The sequence below is a fragment of the Ponticoccus sp. (in: a-proteobacteria) genome (genome assembly GCF_048381735.1).
This window is the reverse complement of sequence record NZ_JBLXGL010000006.1, coordinates 1-22,596: the sequence shown is the minus strand read 5'-3', so window position 1 is coordinate 22,596 and position 22,596 is coordinate 1. Positions and strand designations below refer to the sequence as shown.

Here is a 22,596-nt window from a genome sequence, read left to right as displayed (position 1 = left end):
CTGCCCCGGGGCGTGACATCACGGCCTCTCTCTGGCGCGCGGCAGCCGGGGGCCGCCTCTCGCATCGCCCGGCTCTCAGATCCGCCCGTCCAGCCAGTCCGGCAGGTGGCCCACGTCCGGCAGCACCACATCGGCCAGGGGCGCCAGCGTCTCTCGGCCCGCAACGCCGGTCAGCACCCCCACGCACAGCATGCCCGCCGCGCGCCCGGCCTTCAGGTCATGCGTGCTGTCGCCGACCATCACCGTCTGCCCGGGCGCCACGCCCACCGCCCGGCAGAAAGCAAGCAGCGGCGCCGGAGAGGGCTTGGCGCCAAAGCCGCTGTCGGCGCCCGCGATGAAGTCGAACATGTTCACCACGCCGACCTCGGCCAGATGCGCGCGGGCCACGGCTTCGTCGTCGTTGGTCATCACCCCAAGGTCGAGATCGCGCGCCGACAGCAGGGCGAGGAAGGGCACCAGCGCCACCGCCTCGACCAGCGGCGCCGCCGCCGCATGGGCCACCAGCCGTTCTTCGACGCGGGCCCCCGTCCAGCCCGGCAGCGCCCGCAACAGGCAGTCCGCGACCTCGCGGTTGGTGCCCGCGATCACCGGGCTGTCGGGCAGGAACCGCGCGGCGGCAAGATCATAGCGCACCGTCAGGGCAAGATCGCGGGCGTGCTCGGGATCGCCCGCCGACAGGTCCTCGATCACCCGCATGCCCCAACCGTCCCAGGTTGCGCCGAAATCGAAAAGGGTGCCGTCCTTGTCGAAGAGAACCGCCGCGATGCTGCGCCTCATGTCCAATGCACCGCCTCGCCGCCGGGCAGCGCCGCGCGAGCTTGCATCGGGGTGTCGTAACGCAGCCCCGCCGCGTCGCAGAAGCCGGTGATCCAGGCATCGTCCATCAGGATGAAGTCCAGCACCGAGCCCTGAAAGGCGGGATCTTCCAGCCCGGCGCGGAAGTCCGCCTCGCTGGCGCCCGTGGCCCCAAGAAAGACCGGCAGAAGCTCTTCGTTGCCCGCCAGCCAGGCCACCGCCTGCAGGCCCGTGGTTTCGGCGGTTTCCCGCGACATCGTCATTTGATTCAGTTCTCGAAAGGGTTTCTTAACCATTCTTCATCAAATCTGAGCGGGATCGAAAGTGCAAGGGCAGCGCCGGTGCCGCGGCGCGGAATAGGAGCAGTCGGAAGCCATGACAGGCCGCATCCTGATCGTCGACGCCGTGCCGACCAACCGCATTGTGCTTCGGGTGAAGCTGTCCGCCGCCTTCTACGAGGTGACGCAGGCGGCCAGCGGCGCCGCGGCCCTTGCCGCGGTGCGGACAGCCATGCCCGACCTCGTGCTGAGTGCCGCCGCGCTTCCCGACATGACCGGCCCTGCGCTTTGCGCCGACCTGCGCCGGCGCGACCCGCGCGCCGCGCCCCCGGTGGTGATCCTGCACGACGGCGACGACCCGGCAGAGCGCCTGGCCTCGCTCGCCGCCGGTGCCGATGAGGTGCTGTCGCGCCCCTTCGAGGACAAGGTGATGCTGGCCCGCCTGCGCGCGCTTCTGCGGGAACGCGACGCCGAGGCGGAACTTGAACTGCGCGAGGACACGCGGCGCGCCTTCGGACTGGCCGAGGCGGGCAGCGATTTCTCCGGCCCGGGCATCGTGCATCTGATCGCGCAATCCGGGCTTGCCGCCACCAGGGCGCTGGCGGCGGGGCTGCAGGACCGGATTGCCGACCGGGTGGTCCAGGTCGATCCCGGCAAGGCGCTGCGCACCCTGCCCGCGCCCGACGTGGTCGTCGTGGCCGAGGCCCTGGGCTGCGGTGGCGAGGGGCTGTCGCTGCTGCCGCAGCTGCGCGCCAACCGCGCGACGCGGCACTCCGGCCTGATCTACATCGCCCGGCCGCTGGAACCGCGCGAGGCGGCCAGCGCGCTGGACATGGGGGCCAACGACATCCTCACCGACGGGCCGGATCTCGACGAGCTGGCGGTCCGGCTGAAACGGCAGATCCGGCGCAAGCGCACCAACGACCGGCTGCGGGCGAACATGCAGGACGGGCTGCGGGCCGCCGTTCTGGACCCGCTCACCGGGCTGTTCAACCGCCGCTACGCCCTGCCCCACCTGTCGCGGCTGTCGGAACGGGCCATCGCCAAGCGGCGGCCCTACGCGGTGCTCATGGCCGATATCGACCGCTTCAAGTGGGTCAACGATGTGCATGGCCACGCCGGCGGCGATGCCGTCCTGCAGGTGCTGGCACAGCGCTTGCGCGGCACCCTGCGCGCCGCCGACCTGATCGCCCGCTGGGGCGGAGAGGAATTCCTGATCGCCATGCCCGATGCCGACCGTTGCGCGGCGCTGGCCACGGCAGAGCGGCTGTGTGCGATCATGGCGGCGCAGCCGGTGCGCCTGCCGGGCGGCGCCTCGGTCGACCTGACCCTCTCGATCGGGGTGGCCACCCCGTTGCGGTCGGGCGAGGACCAGCCCATGGACCTGATCGAACGGGCGGACGACGCGCTTTATGCGGCCAAGAATGCCGGGCGCAACACCGTCGTTCTGGCCGATACGGTCCGCGCCCTGCCGGACCTGCGCAAGCGGCCCCTGCCACCGGACGGCCTGCGGCCCGCCCATGACATCCCCCTGTCCGGGGGCCTCGCCCGGGGCGGAAAGGGATAGGCCCGGAGCCCGCAGCCGGGCCGTCACCGGCGCCGAGGGTTCCGCCCGTTCAGCCTGCCGTGTCTCGCCCGCCAGCGCCACCCGCCCTGGTCATCGCGCCGTAGGCCAACGCCGCCTGTCCCGGCCATTGCATCGCCAGCCACAAGTCAGCGCGCATCACCCGCCCCGGTCATCGCGCCGTAAGCCTCGGGCCAGCGCGTATCATCCGTCCCGGTCATCGCACCACACGCCTCAGGCCTGCGCCGCCCGTCCCGGTCATCGCACCACACGCCTCAGGCCAACGTCGCCTGCCCCGGTCATCACGCCGCAGGCCTCGGCCCTTGCGCCCACGCCCGACGTTCAGACCGTCAGTCCCGGCCACCCTTCTTGCGAAAACGCTCGAAGCGCGCCGCGTATTCCTCCAGCACCACTTCCAGACGGTCCGCATAGGCCGCCCGGTCCTCGGGCGACAGCGCCGTCACGTAGTCCAGCAGCACCCTCTCGCCACGCTGCCGCCGCTCATCCGCGCGCGCGCCCTGTTCCGCCAGCACGCGGCCAAAGCCTTCGGCATCGAAGGGTTCGGCCCGCAGCGCATCCAGCGCCGCGCGGTATTCGCCCAGCACGTCCGGGCGCCCGTCCGCCGCGCGATCCGCGCGATACCGCTGCCACAGGGCCTGCCAGACCTCGCCGCGCTGCTCTTCGTCGAAGGCGCGCGTATAGGGCGCCACCGGGTCGCGGTCATGGCCATGCCGGGGCGGCCCCTTGAACAGGAAGCCCGCGAACAGCCCCGCCACCGCCAGGTTCAGGGCCAGCGAGGCAAACAGCACGATCCTCAACCAGGGCCGCATCGGCCCACGCATGTCACTCATCCCCTAGCCTCCGATCATCGCGAGGTCATAGGCGCTGACCGGGTCCACGCCCAATTGCCCCAGCCCCGCCTGCTGACTATCCCAGAGCGCGCTCATGCCCTCTGGCGGGCTGACGCCCAGCCAGACCCCGGCGGCACAGGCCACGGCCAGCCCGGCCAGCCCCGGCCAGCCGCCCAGGGCCTGGCGCAGCCCGGACCAAAGCCCCGGCCCCATCCGCTGCGCCCCGGCCTTCAGACGTCCGGCCTGCGCCAGCTGTTCGTCCAGCGCGCCCTCTGTCAGCCGCGCCAGGAAGGCCGCATCCGGCTGCGGCGGCGTCTCGCGGGCCGCGGCAAAGAAGGCGTCAAGCCCGCTGTCATCCCTGCGCTCAGTCATCGTCCTGGTATCCCAAAGCCTCGCGCTGCCCACGCAGCAGCGCCTCCAGTGCCCGTTTGCCCCGCGCCGTCAGACTTTCGACCGCACGCGGGCCGATGTCCATGATCCCGGCGATCTCGGGGTTGGACAGCCCCTCGATATGGCGCAGGATCACCGCCTGCCGCTGCCGGTCCGGCAGTTGGCTCAGCGCCGTCTGCAGGGCCTCGGCCCGCGCGTGTTGCTGCATCCCCTCCAGCGCCGAGGGCCTGTCGTCCTCCGGCTCGGGGATCGCGTCCAGCGCCGGGCCGCTGCGCCGCCGCCGCATCCGGTCGATGCAGAGGTTCGCCGTCACCCGGTACAGCCAGGTCGAGACCTGCGCCTCGCCCGCCCGCCAGTCCGGCGCGATCCGCCAGAGCTTCAGCAGGGCCTCCTGCGTCACGTCCTCGGCCTCGGCCCGGTCACCGCCCAGCATCCGCGTGGCATGGGCATAGACCCGGGGCGCCAGCCGCGCCGTCAGCGCCCGCGCAGCCTCGGCCCGGCCCGCCGCGTAGTCGGCGAGAAGCTCTTCGTCGCTGCGGTCGCTCATGGCGTCAAACGGCATCTCTGCGGGCGGTCCATTCCTCTGCGCTAGCGGCAAGGCCGGCAAAGCGCAATCCTGTCGGGGGTGAAGCGGCGCGACCCGCGCGGGGCCGCGCCGGGAAGGCCTCAGCGGCCCTCGGTCCACCCCGGTGTGCCCCGGCCCCGCTCATGGCCGCGTTCATGGCGGCGTTCATCGCCGTGGTGTTCGCCGTGCCGGTATCCCTGCATGGGTCCCTTGCGGTCGCCGTCGCGATGCATGCCATGCGCGCCCTCGGGACGATGCGCCCCCCGCTCGGCCATGCGCTTGCGCGGCGCCTGCAGTTCCTCTTCGGTCAGGGCACCGTCGCCATCGGTGTCGAGCCAGTCGAGGATCCGGTCGAAGCGGCTGGTCTCGGGCTGCACGCCCGAAATCTCGTCAAGCGACAGCTGCCCGTCGCCATCGGCGTCCATGCGCGCGATCAGGGCCGCCTGCCGGGCGGCGCGGCGCATCTCTTCGCGCTCGGCGCGCAGGGCCTCGGCATAGGCAGAGACCTCCTCCGGCGACAGCAGCCCGTTGCCATCCGCATCCGCCGCCTCGAAGCGTTCGGCCTGGCGGGCCTCGACCTCTTCGACCGTCACGCGACCGTCGCCATCGGCATCGTAGCTGAGGATCGGCATGCCGAAGCCCGGGCCGCCGTGACCGCCGCGCGGCGCCTGCGCCATCGGGCGCTCGGCGGGCCGGGCCTGCGCCGGGGGCTGGTCCGGGGCCTGCGCCGGAGACTGCGCTTGCGCCAGTGCGAGGCCTGCCGATCCCGTCATCAGGACCAGCGCGAGGCCGGTCATCGAAAGAGCCGTCGTCTTCATTGCAAGTTCCTTCCGTCTTGCCGTTATCGCAGGAACGACAGGCTCTTCCCCGCCGTCCATGGCTCTTTCACGCAGCCCGTCGGCGATCCCGTCGCGGGAATCCGCGGCGCCGGATCACGTCGCCGTGAGGCCGCGCGTGCTGTGACATCCCGACGCAAGGGCATCTTGTACCCTTTCGGCGCCGCCGTCGCGGGTCCATCTTCCGGCCAAAATACGAGGGTGACATGACCATTCAGGACAAGGAACACACGCGCGATCCGCTTTGGTCCGCGCTATGGAAAGGCTGGCGCTGCCGCTGCCCCAACTGCGGCTCGGGTCCGATGCTGACCGGCTATCTCAAGGTTCGCGACACCTGCCCGGTCTGCCGCGAGGCCCTGCACCACCACCGCGCCGACGACGGCCCGGCCTACCTGACGATCCTGATCGTCGGGCATATCATGGCGCCGATGCTGCATGTGGTCTTCACCACCTTCCGCCCCGACCCGCTGACCCTGTTCACGATCTTTGCGGTTGGCTGCGTGGCGCTGTCGCTTTACCTTCTGCCGCGACTGAAGGGGGTCGTGGTGGCCTTCCAATGGGTGCGCGGCATGCATGGTTTCGACCCGCACCCCTGACGGGGGATCTGCGTGATGAGTGACCGGACAGCCGCCGCCGAAGGCCCGCCGATCCGCGATGCCGCCACGGTCATCGTGCTGCGCGACCGCGACACCCGGCCCCGGGTGCTGATGGGCCAGCGCGGCGCCAAGGCCGCCTTCATGCCGAACAAGTTCGTCTTTCCCGGCGGCGCGGTGGATGCGGGCGACCGCGCCGTGCCGCTGGCCACGCCGCTGACCCCGGTCTGCACCGCGCGGCTGGAGGACGATGCCCCCGCCGGCATCGCCCACAGCCTTGCCGTTGCGGCGATCCGCGAGCTTTGGGAGGAAACCGGGCAGCTGCTGGGCCGCCGGGCACCCTGGCCCGACACGGTGCCCACCGACTGGCTGCCCTTCGCGGGCGCGGGCCTGCGGCCCTCGGCCGAGCACCTGCAATTCGTGTTCCGCGCCATCACGCCGCCGGGCCGGCCGCGCCGCTTCGACGCGCGGTTCTTCCTTCTGGACGCCGAGGCGCTGGTCTCGGACCCGGACGATTTCTCCGAGGCCGAGGACGAGCTGGCCCATCTGCAATGGATCGAGGTCGACCGGGTGCGGGACTTCGACCTGCCCTTCATCACCGAAGTGGTGCTGGCCGAGGTCGCCGCCCGCGCCCGCGACGAGGCGCCGCCGGAATCGGTTCCCTTCTTCCACAATGACGCGGAAGAGAGCCTGTTCCTGCGCCTGCATGGCAGACCGATGCGCGAGGACTGACCCGGGGCGCCGAATTCTTTGAAAGAATTCGGGCCGTTTTCCGCATCGGAAAACGCCGCCGCCAGCCGGAAAGGCCGCGCGCGGCCAGCCGCGCCTCGCCAGAACCCCGTGCCAGCCAGGCCCCCGCCCGCGCCCCCCGCGGGGCTGCCTTCCCGCTTCGGGCCTTCAGGCAGGAAGAGGCGACGGTTTTACCCCCCGCGCGCGATCACTGCCCTGCCTTGGCGCCTTTGGAGCACCAGCCCCGGCGCCCGCACCAGAAAGGCTCTGGTCCCGTTCGGCGGCGCGGGGTATGCAGCGGGGCATGCTCAATACGCTTTCCTACGGCACCCCCGGCGACATTCCCCTCGTGATCGTGCACGGCCTGTTCGGATCCGGGCGCAACTGGGGGGTGATCGCCCGGCGGCTCTCGGACCGCTGGCACGTGCTGACCCCGGATATGCGCAACCACGGCGACAGCCCGCGCTCTGAGTGCCACGGCTATCCCGAGCTTGCCGGCGATCTCGCCGAGTTGATCGACGCGCATGGCGGGCGCGCCCATGTGGTCGGCCATTCCATGGGCGGCAAGGCCGCCATGGCGCTTGCGCTGATGCACCCCGAACGGGTGGCCTCGCTGCTGGTGGCCGATATCGCGCCGGTCTCCTACGGGCACAGCCAGATGCCCTTTATCGAGGCGATGCGCGCCGTCGACCTGTCGCGGGTCGAGAAGCGTTCGGACGCGGTGGCCCAGCTTGCCCCGACCGTGGCGGACAAGAGCCTGCAGAGCTTCTTCACCCAGTCGCTGGATCTGAAGGAACGGCGGTGGAAGTTGAACCTGGATGCGCTGGCCGCCGAGATGCCGAAGATCCTTTCCTTCCCGGATCTGGACGGACACTACAGCGGGCCGACGCTGTTCCTGTCGGGCGGGCAGTCCGACTATGTCCGGCCCGAGCATCGCGAGACCATCCGCGGCTCTTTCCCGAAGGCGCGCTTCGCGAAGATGCCGCAGGCCGGGCATTGGCTGCATGCGGACGACCCGCGCGGGTTCGAGGCCTCTGTCCGGGCCTTCCTCGACGCGGTCGCAAAGGGCTGAGGACCGCCCCCCTGGCAGCGGGCGGAGGGGGCCCTGCCCCCGCTGCGCTCCCCCGAGGGTATTTGGACCAAGAAGAAGCAGGGGCCGCGTCCGGCCTGCGATCCGGGGTGATGAGGACAGGGGGCTGTCTGGCCTCGGGGTGCCGGGGCGCGCTGATTTTCGGAAAGCTGAAACGGCGCATCCCGATTCGTGAATGCGGGCCGGGACGCGGCATCCTGCCAGCCTGGCGCGGCCTGCCCTATTCCTCCAGAACCGCGAGGTCGCCCTTCAGCCATGGCAGCTGGGCGAGGGCCGGGGCGATGACCATGTCGCCGATGAGCATCCGCACCGTGCGCGCCACCTCGCGCGGGACGTGGTCCGTCCAGTCGGTCGCGGCCAACAGGCTGATGGTGCGCGCGAAGGGGCGGAAGGGCACCGGGTGGACCTCCATCCCCTCGTGCAGGCGATGGGCGCGCATGTAGCCCAGCGGCGTCGTCACCGTCCAGCCGACCCCGCGCGCCACCAGGGTCATCAGCGACAGGTGCGGGCCGATTTCGAAGCGCGCGTCGAAGCTGAGATTCTGCCGGGCGAGATGGGCCTCGATCTGGCGACCGATCAGCTGTTCGCGGTCGTGGCGCAGGAAGGGTCGCGCCTGCATCAGGGCGGCGATATCGCCCGCTTCGGCCACCGCGCCCCTGGCGCAGACGAAGATATAGGGGTCGCGGGCCAGCGGGTATTCGATCACGCCCTGCGCGTCCTCGCCGGTGGAGGCGGCGACGGCGAGGTTCAGGCGGCGCGCCCGGATCGCGCCCGCGATCTCGTGGCTGGGCGCGGTGATCAGCCGGAAGGCGCAGCCCTGCATGCTGTCCGCGAGGATGGTGACGAGGCGCGGCGTCAGGTCGTTGTCGAAGTCGTCGATCACGCCGAGGCTCAGCGTTGAGAGGTGGCTGAGGTCCATCACCGTCAGTTCGCTTTGGGCGAGGCGCAGCTGCCGCAGCACCGCCTGCGTGCGGATCAGGAAGGCGCGCCCGGCGGGTGTCAGCGTCATCGGCCTGCGCCCGTGGTCGACCAGATCGGTGCCGAGCGCCGCTTCGAGGTTGCGCATCTGCTGGCTGACCGCGGGCTGGCTCAGCCCGGTCACCTCTGCCGCGCGCGCAACGGACCCGGAGCCCGCCAGCGCGTCGAAGACCTCGAGCCCCTTCAGCGTCACCCCCTTCATCAGCACCGCTTTTCCCCCCGCTGCGCCTGCGCCACTTTCAGCTTTTCCGAAACTGCACCCCTTCCGTCAAGGCCGCAGCCAGGCCCCGGCTGCCGAAATCCGCCCCCGGGCAGGCCGGTGCCGCCGGGCCGACCCATGTGCTGCCGGTGAAGGGCGCTGCGCGCGACAGCCCCGGTCTGGTCCTGCACGGGATCCTGAAGACCGCCACATGGCGGCAGGCGCGCTGCGCGTCCTGGATCACCCGGTCCAGTGCCGTCGTCGCGCGCGCCCCCGGAGGGCCTGCGGTGCAGCGCACAGCTTCAGCGCGAAAAAGACGAGCCCCGCAGCGCAGGGCAGGCAGCGGGGCCGTGATGTAGCAATCTGCAAGGCGCAGCGCGGGCGCGTCAGGCGCCCGTGCAGGTCCGCTCGGCGCTGGCGCTGAAGGCCTTGTAGCGTTTCCAGAAGGCCTCGTGGTTGGGATTGTCGGACTGTCGGATCTCTTGTGCGTGATGCGGATCGGCGAAGAACTTCGCCGCCAGCCGCTGATCGGAGCCCGAGAGAGACCGATCCGCCACCGCCTGCACACAGCCGCACAGCGATGTGGAGGCCGCCTTGCGTCCGCCCCGCAGGCAGGCGTTCGACACCGGTCCGGTGGCAAAGGCCTTGGTCGGCGTGGTGTAGGAGATATAACCCCGGTCCGCCCGGTTCGCACCGCCGCCGCAGGCGCCAAGCGCCAAGGCCGCAAGCAGCAAAAGTCCTGTTGTTTTCATGTCGTCCTGCCCATGTCACGGCGCGGGGCGGGTCATCCCGTCTCTCCGGCCTCACTGCTCTGGCGCACATCCTGCCGCAAATCCCGCGCCCGATCAAGCGCGGGCGGTCATTCGGATGCCACCCCGTCGCGGGCCGCACGGCGGTCGGCGGATCGACCGCCCAGGCGGCGCCCGCCAGCCTGTTTCGCAGGCATGCCGCGGCTCCCGTCCCGGGGGCACCGCCGCCTCACCCATGTAGACCCGCGCCCACACCGGAAGGACTGCGGGGCGGTGAAGGACGCGGGGGTATGTGCATCGGACCGGGACCAAGCCCCGGCGCGCAACCGCCTTGCCCATGAGGCGGGACTGCGGCGATATCCCGGGTTCCCTCAGCGCGCTTCCGATGCCATAAGCCACGGCCATGACATCCTGGGTTTCAACCGCATGCGCGCTTTTGCTGGGGCTTATCCTTGCCTCGACCAGCGTCATGTCCGTCAGCCTGATGGCCCCCGACCGCGACAGCGATCAGCGCGACGCCTACGCCCTGATCTACGGAGAGGCCTCGCTGGCGCTTTGTGCGGACCACGGCGGTCACGCGGACCACGACCATAGCTGCCCCTTCTGTCACGCGACGCCCCGGGCGCCCGAACCGGCCTCTCCCGGGCTGTCCCTTGCCTTCGTGCCCCACGACCTGTGGCGGCAGGGCGAAGCGCTGCACCGCGAGTCGCAGGGCCGCAACATCAACCATTCCACCAGAGCGCCTCCACGGATCGTCTGACGCAGAGCTGATCCGATGGTCCCGCCGCTGCCTGCGGGGGGACGCCTCTTGACCCAAGCCCGTCACGCCGACGGGCCGCTTGGAATGTACACATGACAGATACGACCCAACGTGCGGCAGGCGCCGCACTCTATCGCGCCGTCTGGCGCTGGCACTTCATCGCCGGACTCGTTGTCCTGCCCTTCGTCCTGATCCTTGCCGTGACAGGCGCGATCTACCTGTTCAAGGACGAGATCAACAATGCCGCCCACCGCGACCTGCGCTTCGTCGAGATCCGGTCCGACACCCTGCCGGCATCGCGCCTGACCGCCGCAGCCCTTGCCGCCCACCCCGGCACGGTAAAGGCCTATTCTCCCCCGCCTGCCCCGGACCGCAGCGCGGAGGTCGACATCCTGGACGCCGGGGGTCTGCGCAATACGGTCTATGTCGATCCCTATGACGGTCAGGTTCTGGGCACCCTCTGGGACGGCGGTGCGGCGGGCAGCCCGGCGCTCTACGTGGTGCGCAAGCTGCACTCGCTGGAATATCTCGGCTGGTTCGGCAATCGCCTGATCGAGGCCGCGGCGGGCTGGATGGTCCTGCTGGTCTTCAGCGGCATCTATCTGTGGCTGCCGCGCGGGCGCAAATCGGTGGGCACCCTGCGCATCAAGGCCAGCCGGGGGCGCCCGTGGTGGCGAGACCTGCACGCGGTGACGGGGATCTACACCGGCGTCTTCATCGTTTTCCTCGCCCTGACCGGCCTGCCCTGGTCCGGTGTCTGGGGCGGCAAGTTCTACGACGCGGCCTATGCCCTTGGGCTGGGGATGCCCGACGGCTACTGGTCGAACACACCGCAGTCCACCGTGCCGACGCAGGAGGTCGTGGACCGCGCCCCGTGGATCATGGAGCGCCAGCCGATCCCCGCCTCGCCCCTGCCCGACGCGGGCGCCCATGCCGGGCACCTTGCGGATGCACCGGAGGCCGCGACCGACGGCAATGCCGCCCTGCCGCTTCTGGACGGGGTCATCGGCACGGTCGAGGGGCTTGGCCTCGTTGCGGGCTACGCGGTCACGCTTCCCGCCGGGCCGACCGGGGTCTTCACGGCCTCGGTCTATCCCGACGACGTCACCTATGAACGGGTCATCCATCTGGACCGCTACACCGGCGCGGTGCTCTACGACGCGGGCTTCGCGGATCTCGGCACGCTGGGCCGCTGGGCCGAATGGGGCATCAGCGTGCACATGGGGCAGGAATGGGGCGTTCCGAACCAGATCGTCCTGCTGCTGGCCTGCGTCGCGATGGTGCTGATGTGCGTCTCGGCGGTGGCCATGTGGTGGAAGCGGCGTCCCTCCGGCGCCCTTGGCGTCCCCGCGGTGCCGACCGACTGGCGCATCCCGCGCACGCTTCTGGTCATGGCCATCGCCGGGGGCGTCTTCTTCCCGCTGGTGGGCCTGTCGATGCTGGTGCTGCTGGTGATCGAACTGGCGGTGCATGTCATCACGCGGCGGCGCCTTCCGGCACAGGGCGCGGCCCGCTAGGCCCCTGAACGACAGGGGCAGCCGCCAGTTCCGGGGGCTGCCCTCACGCAAAGATATTCGCCGGAGCCGTTACGCCGCCCGGATCGCTGGCCGCTCTGCCACCGCTCTGGCCGCGGGATCGAAGGGCCCTCTGTCCGGAACGCGGGCCCCGGAAGGCGCGGCGGCACACAGTCGCCGCGCCTCTTTTGCGACACCCGAAGGCGTCCTCCGAGGTCAGATGACGCCCATCATCCGCATGGCCTCTGCAACCCGCACGAAACCGGCGATATTGGCCCCCAGGACGTAATCCCCCGGAGCGCCGTATTCGTCGGCGGTTTCGGCGCAGCGGTCGTGGATGCTCTGCATGATCCGGGCCAGACGTTCCTCGGTCTGGGCAAAGGTCCAGCGGTCGCGGCTGGCGTTCTGCTGCATTTCCAGCGCCGAGGTCGCAACGCCCCCGGCATTGGCCGCCTTGCCGGGGCCGAACAGAACGCCCGCATCGCGCAGGATGCGGATGGCCTCGGGGGTGCAGGGCATGTTCGCGCCCTCACCCACGGCCTGCACGCCGTTCTTGACCAGCGTCTTCGCGTCTTTCCCCGACAGTTCGTTCTGGGTCGCCGAGGGCATGGCCACGTCGCAGGGCACATCCCAGACCGACCCCTTGCCCACGGCGACGAAATGCACGCCGTCGCCCCGGCGCCGCGCGTATTCCGTGATGCGCTGGCGGCGGACGGTCTTGATTTCCTGAAGCAGCTCAAGGTCGATCCCGGCCTCGTCGATGATATAGCCGCTGGAATCCGAGCAGGCGATGACCTTGCCGCCGAAGGACTGCACCTTCTCGATGGTGTGGATGGCGACGTTGCCCGCGCCCGACACCACCACGCGCTTGCCGTCGAAACCGCTGTTGCGGGTCTCCAGCATGGCCTTGGTGAAATAGGTGTTGCCGAATCCCGTGGCCTCGGTCCGGGCGCGCGAGCCGCCATAGGCGATGGCCTTGCCGGTCAGCACGCCGGCCTCGTAGCGGTTGGTCAGGCGCTTGTACTGCCCGAACATATAGCCGATCTCGCGCCCGCCGACGCCGATATCGCCCGCCGGCACGTCGGTCTGTTCACCCAGATGGCGGTGCAGCTCGATCATCAGGGACTGGCAGAAGCGCATGATCTCGCCGTCGGATTTTCCCTTGGGATCGAAATCCGTGCCGCCCTTGCCGCCGCCGATGGGCAGGCCGGTCAGGGCGTTCTTGAAGATCTGCTCGAAGCCGAGGAACTTGATGATCCCCAGGTTGACCGACGGGTGGAACCGCATCCCGCCCTTGTAGGGGCCGAGCGCCGAGTTGAACTGCACACGAAACCCGCGGTTGATCTGGACCTTGCCCTGATCGTCCACCCAGGGGATGCGGAAGATGATCTGGCGTTCGGGTTCGCAGATGCGCTCGATCAGCGCCTGTTCCAGATAATCGGGATGCTTGGCGACGACACGGCCAAGGCTTTCCAGAACCTCGTGCGTGGCCTGGTGGAATTCCGGTTCCCCGGCATTGCGCCGCATCACTTCGGCAAGGATCGGTTGCAGTTTTTCGTCGATATTGGTCATGTATTTCGTCGCCTTTCGGCAGAATTGTTCGCAAAACGGTGAGTAAGCGGGCAACAATTCTGCATGCAGCCCATTTTCAGAGCAGTTATTTGATCCACAACCGCTGTGCAAGCCGTTCTCAAACCCGGCCTGCCGCACAGACGCGCGCGTCCCGGCACCGTTTGGATCCAAAGCCGTGACCGATACCACGGCGCACCGAAACGGCACGCCCGCAGCGCCGCCTCGACAGCGGCTTTCAACGCGTCACCCAGGCAGCCTGTCCACCTCTCCGAAAAGAGGCATCACGGGCGCGATAAGCCCGGCGCAATCGATGTCCAATGGAAGTGAAGTGGCAGCCCGTAGGGGAATCGAACCCCTCTTTCCAGGTTGAAAACCTGGCGTCCTAACCGATAGACGAACGGGCCACTCTGGTCCGCCGCGTGTCTGCCTGACTGGCCAACCCTGCGGCGTGAGGCGGGTTCTATGGAAACCCCGCGCCGCTTGCAAGCAGAAATTTCCACCTTGGCGACTTTTTCCTGATCCGGGCGAGAAAATTCCGGAAACAGCCTGCATCTTCAGATTTTTCCAATACCTTGCAAGGACTTATCGGAACACTCACGCGGGGCTGGCATCCTCCAGCCGCAGCTGTGCGGTCCGCCTTCCGTTCCACTCGTTGATTTCCAGCCGCCCCGCCAGATGGAATCGCCGCCCCCCGTGCTCGGTCAGGGCCGTCCCCAGCGGCCCGTCGAAGGCCCCGAAACAGATTCCATCCAGTCGCGCGCCAAGCCCGTCGGTACAGCTCAGTTTCAGATGGCCCGATCCGACCTGCTTCGCGAAAGAGATCCCCACGTCCGGCACCACGAAACGCGGCCCCGGGGCGCCCTGTCCGAAGGGGCCCGCCCGCTCCAGATCCTCGATCAGCGCCACCGTCGCCGCGCCGGGCATCAGCAGCCCGTCGACCCGCAGGTCGGCGGCGCCGCCCTGCCCCGCGCCCTGCCGCTCCAGCAGGGCAGAGAGGCGCGCCATGGCCTCGTCCAGCCGGTCGCGGGCCACCGTCAGCCCCGCGGCCATCCGGTGCCCGCCTCCCTTGATCAGCAGCCCCTCCGAGGCCAGCCGCTGGACCGAGGCGCCAAGGTCCACCCCCGCCACGGAACGGCCAGAGCCCTTGCCCTCGTCGCCCTCCAGCCCGATCACGACCGCGGGCCGCCCGGTCAGCTCCTTCAGGCGCGAGGCGACGATTCCCACGACGCCGGGGTGCCAGCCCTCGCCGGCGGCCCAGACCAGCGGCGCGTCAAGCCCGCGCTCCTCGGCCTGCGCAAGGGCGGCGGCGCGCACCGCCGCCTCGACCTCGCGGCGCTCGGCATTCAGCGCCTCCAGCCGCTCGGCCAGCGCCTGCGCCTCGTGCTCGGATTCGCAGGACAAGAGCCGCGCACCCAGATCCGCCTGCCCGATCCGGCCGCCCGCGTTCACCCGCGGCCCCAGCACGAAGCCCAGGTGGTAGGAGGACGGCGCCTGCTCCAGCCGGGCGACATCCGACAGCGCCACAAGGCCCGGGCGGTCGCGCCGGGCCATGACCTTCAGCCCCTGCTGCACCAGCGCCCGGTTGACCCCCTTCAGCGGCGCCACATCCGCCACCGTCGCAAGGGCAACAAGGTCGAGCATGCCCATCAGGTCCGGCCCGGACGCCCCCGCCACGCGCAGCTGCCGCCCGGCCTCCACCAGCATCAGGAAGACCACGGCCGCCGCGCAGAGATGCGCCAGCGACCCGTCCTCGTCCTGCCGGTTGGGGTTCACAACCGCCACGCAATCGGGCAGCACCTCGCCGCCGAGGTGGTGATCCAGAACCACCACATCCGCGCCCCTGGCCGCCGCGATCGGCTCCAGCGAGAGGGTCCCGCAATCGACGCAGACAATCAGGTCGTGGTCGCGCGCCAGCGCCGCCATGGCCGGGGCGTTCGGGCCATAGCCCTCGTCGATGCGGTCCGGCACATAGAGCGTCGCCGGGCGCCCCATCTGCCGCAGCCAGTCGATCAGCAGCGCCGCAGAGGTGCCGCCGTCCACGTCGTAATCCGCAAAGACCGCGATCCGCTCGCGCCGCCGGACAGCGGTCAGAAAGCGTTCCGCCGCCACCTCCATGTCCTTCAGCGCGCGCGGGTCCGGCAAGAGTTCGCGCAGGGTCGGCGCAAGATAGGCCGTGACCTCCGCCACCGGTACCCCCAGCCGCGCCAGCACCGCACAAAGCGGCGCCGCAAGCCCGGTGGCCTGGCCCATGGCCTCGGCCTGCCGTTCCACCTCGACGCCGGGACCGACCCAGCGCCGCCCCGTCAGACTGCCTTCGACACCCAAGTAAGCCACGTTTGCCCCTTCCGCCTGAACCCGCAGCCTCATAGCGCGCCACCGGCCCGGTGTCGAATGACGAAGGGCAGCCCAGCCCGCCGATGCAGAACCGCCCCCGATGCTTCTTCTTGGCCCAAATACCTCAAAGCGACAGCGCCGCCGGACCCGGGGCCGCGATTGAAGCGCCCCTTGTCCCGCGGCGCCCGGGGCGCAGAGAAACGCCCCGCATCGGCCTCATCGCCCGGGCAGGACCACCGCCCTGCCCGTCTGCCCTGTCAAGATACCCGTCTGCCCCGGCCAGCCCGGGGCGGCAGAGCTCAGACCGTGTGCCGGAACGGGTTGCGATAGTGCATGCGCCGCACCGAGCCGGTCTTGGAGCGCATCAGCAGGGTTTCGGTCTCGATCCAGCCCGGCTCGCGCCGGATGCCCTGCACCAGCGAACCCTGCGTCACGCCCGTCGCGGCAAAGATCACATGCTCGGTCACCAGGTCGTCGCGCGCGTAGATGCGGTCGAGTTCGGTGATGCCGGCCTTCGCCGCGCGGCCCTTCTCGTCGTCGTTGCGGAACATCAGGCGGCCCCACATCTGCCCGCCCATGCACTTCAGGGCCGCCGCGGCCAGCACCCCCTCGGGCGCACCGCCGGAGCCCATGTACATGTCGATGCCGGTCTTGACGGTCTCGGCGCAATGCATGACGCCCGCCACGTCGCCGTCGGTGATCAGCCGGATGCCGGCCCCGGTCTCGCGCACCTCGGCCAGCATCTCCTCGTGGCGCGGACGCTCGAGCATGCAGACGGTGATGTCGCGCGGCTGGCAGCCTTTGGCCTTCGCCAGCGCCGCAACCCGTTCCGACGGCGACATGTCCAGCGAGACGACGTCGGTGTCATAGCCCGGCCCGATGGCCAGCTTGTCCATGTAGACGTCCGGCGCGTGCAGCATCGAGCCGCGCGGCCCCATGGCGATCACCGTCAGCGCGTTGGGCATGTCCTTGGCGGTCAGGGTCGTGCCTTCCAGCGGGTCCAGCGCGATATCGACGCCCGGGCCACCGCTGCCGACCTCTTCGCCGATGTAGAGCATCGGGGCCTCGTCGCGCTCCCCCTCGCCGATGACCACGACACCCGAGATTTCCAGCTTGTTGAGCTGTTCGCGCATGGCGTTGACAGCGGCCTGATCGGCGGCCTTCTCGTCGCCCCGGCCGATCCAGTCGGCACTGGCAATGGCGGCCTGTTCGGCCACCCGTGCGAGGCCGAGAGACAGCATCCGGTCACTGAAATCCTGGGGGCTGGGCATGGGGTCGTCCTCTTTGCGAAATCCTTCGCCTCCGCTCTAGCCCATGCCCCGGCCAAGAGAAAGCCCGCTGACGCTAACGGCGTGACCGGGACAGGCCCTGCCCCGCCGCGTGGTCCATGGGAGACCCGGAGGCGTCAGGGGGCGCTGCCCCCCGGCCTGCGGCCTCCCCCCGAGGGTATTTGGACCAAGAAGAAGGGTCCTGGCGGCGTCCCCCGGCGGCGCGGGCCGCTCGGGTTCAGACCTCTTCGATGCGCAGGGCCACCGGCTCGTGCGTGACGACGCCCGTGGCCATCATCGCGGCGAGCGCCTGATCGAGGGAGGGGCGCGTCGTCTTGTGGGTGACGATCAGCACCGGGGCGGCGTCGTCGACGTGATCGTACTGGCGCATGCGGTGGATGGAGACCCCCGCCTCGCCCAGTGCCTGCGCCGCCTTGGCCAGCGCGCCGGGCCGGTCGACCAGCGCCATGCGCAGGTAGTAGGGCGCCGCCGCCGTCGCCTTTGCCGGGGTCGCCCTGGCCAGCGTGCCGGCGGGCCGCCCGAAGGTCGAGACGCGCAGGCCGCGCGCGATATCCATGACGTCGCCCATGACCGCGCTGGCGGTCGGGCCCTCGCCCGCACCGGCGCCGCGCATAACGATCTGGCCGACCTGATCGCCTTCGATCACCACCATATTGGTGCCGCCCGCCAGTTGCCCCAGCGGCGAGGCCGCGGGCACGAGGCAGGGCGCCATGGACTGTTCCAGCCCGCGCCCGGTCATGCGGCTGACCCCCAGAAGCTTGATGCGGAAGCCCATGTCGGCGGCCTGCCGGATGTCGTCGATGGTGACCTTGCCGATGCCTTCCAGTTCCACCGCGTCGAAATCGACCTGCGTGCCGAAGGCGATGGCGGCCAGCAGCGACAGCTTGTGGCCCGCGTCGATGCCGCCGACGTCGAGGGTCGGGTCGGCTTCGAGGTAGCCCAGGGCATCGGCTTCGGCGAAGGCCGCCTCGTAGGTCAGCCCGCCGTCTTCCATCCGGGTCAGGATATAGTTACAGGTGCCGTTCATCACGCCGACCACGCGCTGGATATCGTTGCCGGCAAGGCTTTCGGTCAGCGCCTTGATGACCGGGATGCCCCCCGCCACCGCTGCCTCGAAGCGCAGCACCGCGCCATTGGCCTCGGCCAGTTCGGCCAGCGCCTGCCCGTGATGCGCCAGCATCGCCTTGTTCGCCGTCACCACGTCCTTGCCCGCCGCCAGCGCCGCCTCGACAGCGGCCTTGGCCGGGCCGTCGCTGCCGCCCATGAGTTCGACGAAGACATCGACGTCGTCGCGGGTCGCCAGAGCCACCGGGTCGTCCTCCCATGCGTAGGAGGACAGCGGCACGCCGCGGTCCTTGTCCCGCGTGCGCGCGGAGACCGCCGAGACCACCACCGGACGCCCGGCGCGTTCGGCCAGCAGCGTCGCCTTCTGGCGGACGATCTTGACCACGCCCGCGCCAACGGTTCCGAGGCCGGCGATACCAAGACGCAGGGGGTCGGACATAGAGGGCTCCTTCAGGGACAGTGTTGCGGGCCTCCGGTTAGCGCCAAGTCGGCCCGGGTGCAATGGGATGCGGGTCCTGCCCACTGGCTGCGCCGCTATCGGGACACCGGGCTGCAGCACAGAGGGGGGGCAGACGGTCTGGCGCGCAGGCCGGTCAGGCGGGGCCCCCGCCCCGGCGCCGCAGGGCCGCAGGGTCGATCCATCGGACGGCAAGGGCCGCCCCGTCACAAAGGCAGGGCTGCGTGGTCGTACCTGTGCGAAGCGGGGCTGCGGAGGCCCCGGGGTCGAGGCCCGCCTTCAGGGCGGATCCGGCGCCGCGTCCCTGCGCGCGCGACGCGGCAGAGGATCAGAGCTCGGCCTCGCGCAGGGCCTCGGCCTTCCGGCGCAGCCGGGTCAGCCGGTCCTGCACGTCCGCGCCCTGCGCGACCGGCGCCGCCTGCACCGTGCCCGCACGCCCGCGCAGCGCATCGGCACGGCCCAGCACCCCGTCGACCATCCCGGGCGTTGCCGTGGGTTGCCGCCCGTCCAGCAGCTCCTCGATCGGCAGGAGCCGCGGATAGGGCGCCGTGGCCACCCCCGGGGTCTGCGTCTGATCCAGTTCGGGGAACTGCGCGCAGCCCGCAAGCAGCGCCGAAAACGCCACCGCAAGCCCATATCCGAAACCCCTCTTCATGCGGTCAGTCTTGCCCCATCGCCCGGCCCCCGGCAAGCCTTCCCGCTTGATCTGAACATGTGTTCATATAAAGCTGCCCGCCATGGCACGCACACAGGGTTCCCACGCCGGCATAACCGGCCCCAAGATCCGCGCCGAGGCGCTGCGGCTTTTTGCGGAAAGCGGCTATGCTGCGGTGTCCATGCGCGAGATCGCCCGCGCGGTCGGCGTGCAGGCCGGGGCGCTTTACAACTACACGCCGGACAAGCAGGCGCTGCTGTTCTCGTTGCTCAAGGGGCATATGGACGACCTCGCCGAGGCGCTTTCGGCCCTGCCCCGCGCCGCCGACCCGATGGAGCGGCTGCAGACCTTCGTCCATTTCCACATCGCCTTTCACCTGGAACGCCCGCAGGCGGTCTTCATCGCCTACATGGAACTGCGCAACCTGACACCCGAGAATTTCGCCGTGATCGAGGCGCAGCGCCGCGACTACGAGACCGGGCTGGAAGAGATCCTGCGGGCGGGCATGGCGACGGGCGCCTTCTCGGTGCCCGACAGCAAGCTGGCCACGCTTGCCATCATCGCCATGCTGACCGGCGTGACGACCTGGTATCGGCCCGGCGGCCGCCTGCCGCTGGAGGCCGTGCAGGACCGCTACTGGGAGCTGACCCGGCAGATGGTCTCCGCCTGAGGCCCCGGACGCGGATCACCGCCACACTTCCGACGACAGACGCCCCCGGCCCCGTTCGCGCGCCGCATCGGCCCGCTGCATCGTCGTTTCCGACAGGGCGCGCACCGGACGCGGCTGGAACCCGGAGGGACCCGCCCTGCATCCGGCCCCGGCGCGACACCCCGCCGGGGTGCCACGCGACCGCCCGGGTCAGTGCCCTACCGGCTGGTCTGGATCGATTCGAGGTATTCCACCAGCGCGACCAGCTTTCGCGGGGTCGGCGTCTGGATGCCGTCACCGCTGTCGAAGGGAATCAGGTCGCCTTTCAGCAGCTCGCCGAACTCGGGCATGCCCGGGCCAGACAGGTCGGACCGCGCATAGCCGTCGACGGTGGACATCACCTTGGCACGCGGAAAGCTGTCGCCGTGGCGCACGGAAATCAGCGTCAGGTCCTTCGGAGCCTTCGTCATGGCGCGCGCCATCGCACCGTTGCCGCGCCCGTCCGCGCCATGACACACCGCGCAATTCTCCATGAACAGCGCCTTGCCGTCCTGTGCCACCGGCATCTCTGCCTCGACACATCCCCACAGGGCCGCCAGCGCGGCCAATCCCAGAGCGATCCGTTTCATTGTTGCCCCTCGTTATTGCTCTCCACCGACTTGCCGACTTTGCCCCAGGCCTGCAAGGGGGCTGTTGCGCCGGAAGCCTGCCGGCGCGGGTGAGGCGGGCGATCAGACCCTGTGGCACAAGGGTCCCGTTGCCGTCGGGCGCGGCGCCCGGAACAGGGGGGCACGGCCAGAGCCATGCGCCCCTCCCCCTTCGCCACGCGCGGCCCGGGGCCGCCTTCGGCCGGATTGCGCTGTTGCACCCGAACCGACCCTGGGTCATCAAAGCGCGACCCGAACACCACCCCCTCGCAGCCCCGGAAGAGACCCCGCCATGACGCAATACGCCCTCATCATGCTTCTGGCCGGGATCGGCATTCCGCTTCTTGCCGCGCTGAATGCCGCGCTGGGACAGGCGCTGGGGTCGCCGGTGGCGGCGGCCATGGTGCTGTTCTGGGTTGCGGTCCTGACGACCACGGCGATCTGGATCCTGCGCGGCACCCCGGCGCTGGCGATCCTGTCACAGCCGCCCAAACACCTGTTCCTCGGCGGTCTGCTGGTCGCCTTCTACGTCTTGTCGGTGACGATCATCGCGCCGCGATTCGGCGTCGGGAACGCCATCTTCTTCGTCCTCGTGGGACAATTGCTGAGCGCCGCGACGATCGACCATTTCGGCCTGTTCGGGGCCCGCCTTTCGCCTCTGACGCTGACCCGGGCGACCGGGATCGCGGTGATGATGCTGGGCGTCTGGATCACCCAGAAGGCATAGTCGGGCGGCCTTTTCACGGCGCGCCGGAGGCTTCATGCCCGGGGCATGCCGGGGGCTCTGCCCCCGGACCCCCGAGGTATTGTCCGGACCGAAGAAGGGGGCTGCGGCGCCGGACCTGCAAAGGGGCCCGCGATGGTGCGCGGGCGGCGCAGGGCTGCCTGGCGCGCGATGCCGCCGATCGTCGCCCGGGCGCGGCGTTTCGGGGCAGCAAAAGCAAAGGGGCGGACCAAGCGGCCCGCCCCCTGCAATTTCCGTATCCACCCAGGCTTAGTTGCCGGTGGCGTTCGACACGTCGACGGTCACGCCCGGGCCCATCGTCGAGGACAGCGCGATCTTCTTCATGTAGGTGCCCTTGGCGCCGGTCGGCTTGGCCGCCGAAACCGCGTTCACGAAGGCACGGATGTTCTCGGCCAGCTTGGCCTCGTCGAAGGAGGCCTTGCCGACGCCGGCGTGCACCACGCCACCCTTCTCGGCCTTGAACTGGACCTGTCCGCCCTTGGCGGCCTCGACGGCCTCCTTGACGTCCATGGTCACGGTTCCGACCTTGGGGTTCGGCATCAGGTTGCGCGGGCCGAGGATCTTGCCCAGACGGCCGACGATCGGCATCATGTCCGGGGTCGCGATGCAGCGGTCGAAGTTGATGTTGCCGGCCTGAACCTGCTCCATCAGATCTTCTGCGCCGACCACGTCAGCGCCGGCAGCCGTCGCTTCGTCGGCCTTGGGGCCGCGGGCGAAGACGGCGACGCGGGTGGTCTTGCCGGTGCCGTTCGGCAGCGAGACGACGCCGCGGACCATCTGGTCGGCGTGGCGCGGATCGACGCCGAGGTTCATCGCGATCTCGACGGTCTCGTCGAACTTCGTCTTGGTGTTCGCCTTGATCAGCGCAACAGCCTCTTCGACAGAGATCTCATCCTTGCCTGCAAAGGCTTCGCGGGCGGCGCGGGTGCGTTTTCCGAGTTTTGCCATCGTGATTACCCCTTCACCTCGATGCCCATCGAATTGGCCGCGCCGACGATGATCTTCATGGCCGCATCGATATCATTGGCCGAGAGGTCCTTCATCTTGGCTTCGGCGATCTCGCGGACCTGCTTGATGCTGATCGTCGCAATGGTCTCGCGGCCCGGTGCTTCGGCACCGCGCGGGCGGTTGCGCTTGCCCACGGGCTTCAGGCCGGCGGCCTTCTTCAGGTAGTAAGACGCGGGCGGCGTCTTGATGTCCATGGTGAAGGACTTGTCCTGATAGTAGGTGATCACGGTCGGGCACGGCGCGCCGGGCTCCATCTCCTGCGTCTTGGCGTTGAACGCCTTGCA

The 22,596-nt window shown here is 69.9% G+C and carries 24 protein-coding genes and 1 tRNA gene; 8 read left to right on the top strand and 17 right to left on the bottom strand.

Features of this window, described 5'->3' with window-relative positions; translation table 11 throughout:
- Positions 1-75: 75 nt before the first annotated feature.
- Together ACN5KJ_RS12125 and ACN5KJ_RS12120 are read right to left on the bottom strand one after the other, a co-directional pair.
- On the bottom strand, positions 76-777 hold the full coding sequence (locus tag ACN5KJ_RS12125; RefSeq protein ID WP_418594242.1) for an HAD family hydrolase: 702 nt from the start codon (positions 775-777) through the stop codon (positions 76-78).
- Positions 774-1,058 carry a DUF3572 domain-containing protein gene (locus tag ACN5KJ_RS12120; RefSeq protein ID WP_418594240.1) on the bottom strand — a complete coding sequence of 95 codons (285 nt, stop codon included), beginning with the start codon at positions 1,056-1,058 and terminating at the stop codon, positions 774-776. The genes ACN5KJ_RS12125 and ACN5KJ_RS12120 overlap by 4 nt, the downstream gene beginning before the upstream one ends.
- A 112-nt stretch (positions 1,059-1,170) precedes the next feature.
- On the opposite strand from ACN5KJ_RS12120, the gene ACN5KJ_RS12115 reads away from it, so the two are divergent.
- Positions 1,171-2,640 carry a diguanylate cyclase gene (locus tag ACN5KJ_RS12115; RefSeq protein ID WP_418594238.1) on the top strand — a complete coding sequence of 490 codons (1,470 nt, stop codon included), beginning with the start codon at positions 1,171-1,173 and terminating at the stop codon, positions 2,638-2,640.
- Positions 2,641-2,987: 347 nt separating this feature from the next.
- Here the strand turns inward: ACN5KJ_RS12115 and ACN5KJ_RS12110 are convergent, their stop codons facing one another.
- The 4 genes from ACN5KJ_RS12110 to ACN5KJ_RS12095 all read right to left on the bottom strand — a co-directional run bounded on the left by ACN5KJ_RS12110 (position 2,988) and on the right by ACN5KJ_RS12095 (position 5,261).
- The gene (locus ACN5KJ_RS12110) at positions 2,988-3,488 is read right to left on the bottom strand and encodes a periplasmic heavy metal sensor (RefSeq protein ID WP_418594237.1); all 501 of its coding nucleotides are present in this window, start codon (positions 3,486-3,488) and stop codon (positions 2,988-2,990) included.
- A 3-nt stretch (positions 3,489-3,491) separates the two neighbouring features.
- Positions 3,492-3,860, bottom strand: coding sequence for a hypothetical protein (locus ACN5KJ_RS12105; protein WP_347165466.1), 369 nt, complete (start codon positions 3,858-3,860; stop codon positions 3,492-3,494).
- The gene (locus ACN5KJ_RS12100) at positions 3,853-4,440 is read right to left on the bottom strand and encodes an RNA polymerase sigma factor (protein WP_418594235.1); all 588 of its coding nucleotides are present in this window, start codon (positions 4,438-4,440) and stop codon (positions 3,853-3,855) included. The genes ACN5KJ_RS12105 and ACN5KJ_RS12100 overlap by 8 nt, the downstream gene beginning before the upstream one ends.
- Positions 4,441-4,544: 104 nt before the next feature.
- On the bottom strand, positions 4,545-5,261 hold the full coding sequence (locus tag ACN5KJ_RS12095) for an EF-hand domain-containing protein (RefSeq protein ID WP_418594233.1): 717 nt from the start codon (positions 5,259-5,261) through the stop codon (positions 4,545-4,547).
- A 224-nt stretch (positions 5,262-5,485) separates the two neighbouring features.
- Between ACN5KJ_RS12095 and ACN5KJ_RS12090 the strand changes: the two genes are divergently transcribed.
- The 3 genes from ACN5KJ_RS12090 (at position 5,486) to ACN5KJ_RS12080 (ending at position 7,673) form a co-directional block, all read left to right on the top strand.
- On the top strand, positions 5,486-5,875 hold the full coding sequence (locus ACN5KJ_RS12090; protein ID WP_347165472.1) for a DUF983 domain-containing protein: 390 nt from the start codon (positions 5,486-5,488) through the stop codon (positions 5,873-5,875).
- 15 nt (positions 5,876-5,890) lie between these two features.
- Entirely contained in the window at positions 5,891-6,604 is a 714-nt protein-coding gene (locus tag ACN5KJ_RS12085) for an NUDIX hydrolase (RefSeq protein ID WP_418594231.1), read from the top strand.
- A gap of 301 nt (positions 6,605-6,905) precedes the next feature.
- The gene (locus ACN5KJ_RS12080; RefSeq protein WP_347165475.1) at positions 6,906-7,673 is read left to right on the top strand and encodes an alpha/beta fold hydrolase; all 768 of its coding nucleotides are present in this window, start codon (positions 6,906-6,908) and stop codon (positions 7,671-7,673) included.
- 238 nt (positions 7,674-7,911) lie between these two features.
- Here the strand turns inward: ACN5KJ_RS12080 and ACN5KJ_RS12075 are convergent, their stop codons facing one another.
- Positions 7,912-8,871, bottom strand: coding sequence for a LysR family transcriptional regulator (locus ACN5KJ_RS12075; RefSeq protein ID WP_206565436.1), 960 nt, complete (start codon positions 8,869-8,871; stop codon positions 7,912-7,914).
- Positions 8,872-9,254: 383 nt separating this feature from the next.
- Positions 9,255-9,620, bottom strand: coding sequence for an arginine transporter (locus tag ACN5KJ_RS12070; RefSeq protein WP_347165479.1), 366 nt, complete (start codon positions 9,618-9,620; stop codon positions 9,255-9,257).
- Positions 9,621-10,020: 400 nt separating this feature from the next.
- Here ACN5KJ_RS12070 and ACN5KJ_RS12065 point away from each other — a divergent pair, with 400 nt between their 5' ends.
- Both ACN5KJ_RS12065 and ACN5KJ_RS12060 read left to right on the top strand, forming a co-directional pair.
- Entirely contained in the window at positions 10,021-10,377 is a 357-nt protein-coding gene (locus ACN5KJ_RS12065) for a hypothetical protein (protein WP_347165480.1), read from the top strand.
- A gap of 92 nt (positions 10,378-10,469) precedes the next feature.
- A complete protein-coding gene (locus ACN5KJ_RS12060; RefSeq protein WP_418594228.1) occupies positions 10,470-11,894 on the top strand; it encodes a PepSY-associated TM helix domain-containing protein in 1,425 nt (474 codons plus the stop codon).
- A gap of 213 nt (positions 11,895-12,107) precedes the next feature.
- Here ACN5KJ_RS12060 and gdhA read toward each other — a convergent pair whose 3' ends face one another.
- The 6 genes from gdhA to ACN5KJ_RS12030 all read right to left on the bottom strand — a co-directional run bounded on the left by gdhA (position 12,108) and on the right by ACN5KJ_RS12030 (position 19,263).
- Positions 12,108-13,463 (bottom strand): NADP-specific glutamate dehydrogenase, encoded by a 1,356-nt coding sequence (gdhA, locus tag ACN5KJ_RS12055; protein ID WP_347165484.1) that lies wholly within the window; start codon positions 13,461-13,463, stop codon positions 12,108-12,110.
- Between the two features lie 329 nt (positions 13,464-13,792).
- Positions 13,793-13,867 (bottom strand) — tRNA-Glu (locus tag ACN5KJ_RS12050).
- A gap of 190 nt (positions 13,868-14,057) precedes the next feature.
- Positions 14,058-15,797 carry a single-stranded-DNA-specific exonuclease RecJ gene (gene recJ / locus ACN5KJ_RS12045; protein WP_418594225.1) on the bottom strand — a complete coding sequence of 580 codons (1,740 nt, stop codon included), beginning with the start codon at positions 15,795-15,797 and terminating at the stop codon, positions 14,058-14,060.
- Positions 15,798-16,096: 299 nt separating this feature from the next.
- Positions 16,097-17,068, bottom strand: coding sequence for a class II fructose-bisphosphatase (glpX, locus tag ACN5KJ_RS12040; protein ID WP_418594224.1), 972 nt, complete (start codon positions 17,066-17,068; stop codon positions 16,097-16,099).
- 235 nt (positions 17,069-17,303) lie between these two features.
- Positions 17,304-18,590, bottom strand: coding sequence for a homoserine dehydrogenase (locus ACN5KJ_RS12035; RefSeq protein ID WP_418594222.1), 1,287 nt, complete (start codon positions 18,588-18,590; stop codon positions 17,304-17,306).
- Positions 18,591-18,936: 346 nt separating this feature from the next.
- A complete protein-coding gene (locus ACN5KJ_RS12030; RefSeq protein ID WP_418594221.1) occupies positions 18,937-19,263 on the bottom strand; it encodes a hypothetical protein in 327 nt (108 codons plus the stop codon).
- A gap of 82 nt (positions 19,264-19,345) precedes the next feature.
- On the opposite strand from ACN5KJ_RS12030, the gene ACN5KJ_RS12025 reads away from it, so the two are divergent.
- On the top strand, positions 19,346-19,933 hold the full coding sequence (locus tag ACN5KJ_RS12025) for a TetR/AcrR family transcriptional regulator (RefSeq protein WP_418594219.1): 588 nt from the start codon (positions 19,346-19,348) through the stop codon (positions 19,931-19,933).
- Between the two features lie 197 nt (positions 19,934-20,130).
- On the opposite strand, the gene ACN5KJ_RS12020 is transcribed toward ACN5KJ_RS12025, so the two are convergent.
- Positions 20,131-20,541 carry a c-type cytochrome gene (locus ACN5KJ_RS12020; protein WP_206565148.1) on the bottom strand — a complete coding sequence of 137 codons (411 nt, stop codon included), beginning with the start codon at positions 20,539-20,541 and terminating at the stop codon, positions 20,131-20,133.
- Between the two features lie 310 nt (positions 20,542-20,851).
- Here ACN5KJ_RS12020 and ACN5KJ_RS12015 point away from each other — a divergent pair, with 310 nt between their 5' ends.
- On the top strand, positions 20,852-21,286 hold the full coding sequence (locus ACN5KJ_RS12015; protein WP_347165488.1) for a DMT family transporter: 435 nt from the start codon (positions 20,852-20,854) through the stop codon (positions 21,284-21,286).
- A 267-nt stretch (positions 21,287-21,553) separates the two neighbouring features.
- Here ACN5KJ_RS12015 and rplA read toward each other — a convergent pair whose 3' ends face one another.
- Positions 21,554-22,252, bottom strand: coding sequence for a 50S ribosomal protein L1 (gene rplA / locus ACN5KJ_RS12010; protein WP_418594217.1), 699 nt, complete (start codon positions 22,250-22,252; stop codon positions 21,554-21,556).
- Positions 22,253-22,257: 5 nt separating this feature from the next.
- On the bottom strand, positions 22,258-22,596 hold a 339-nt coding region (gene rplK, locus ACN5KJ_RS12005), incomplete at its 5' end, for a 50S ribosomal protein L11 (protein ID WP_418594215.1).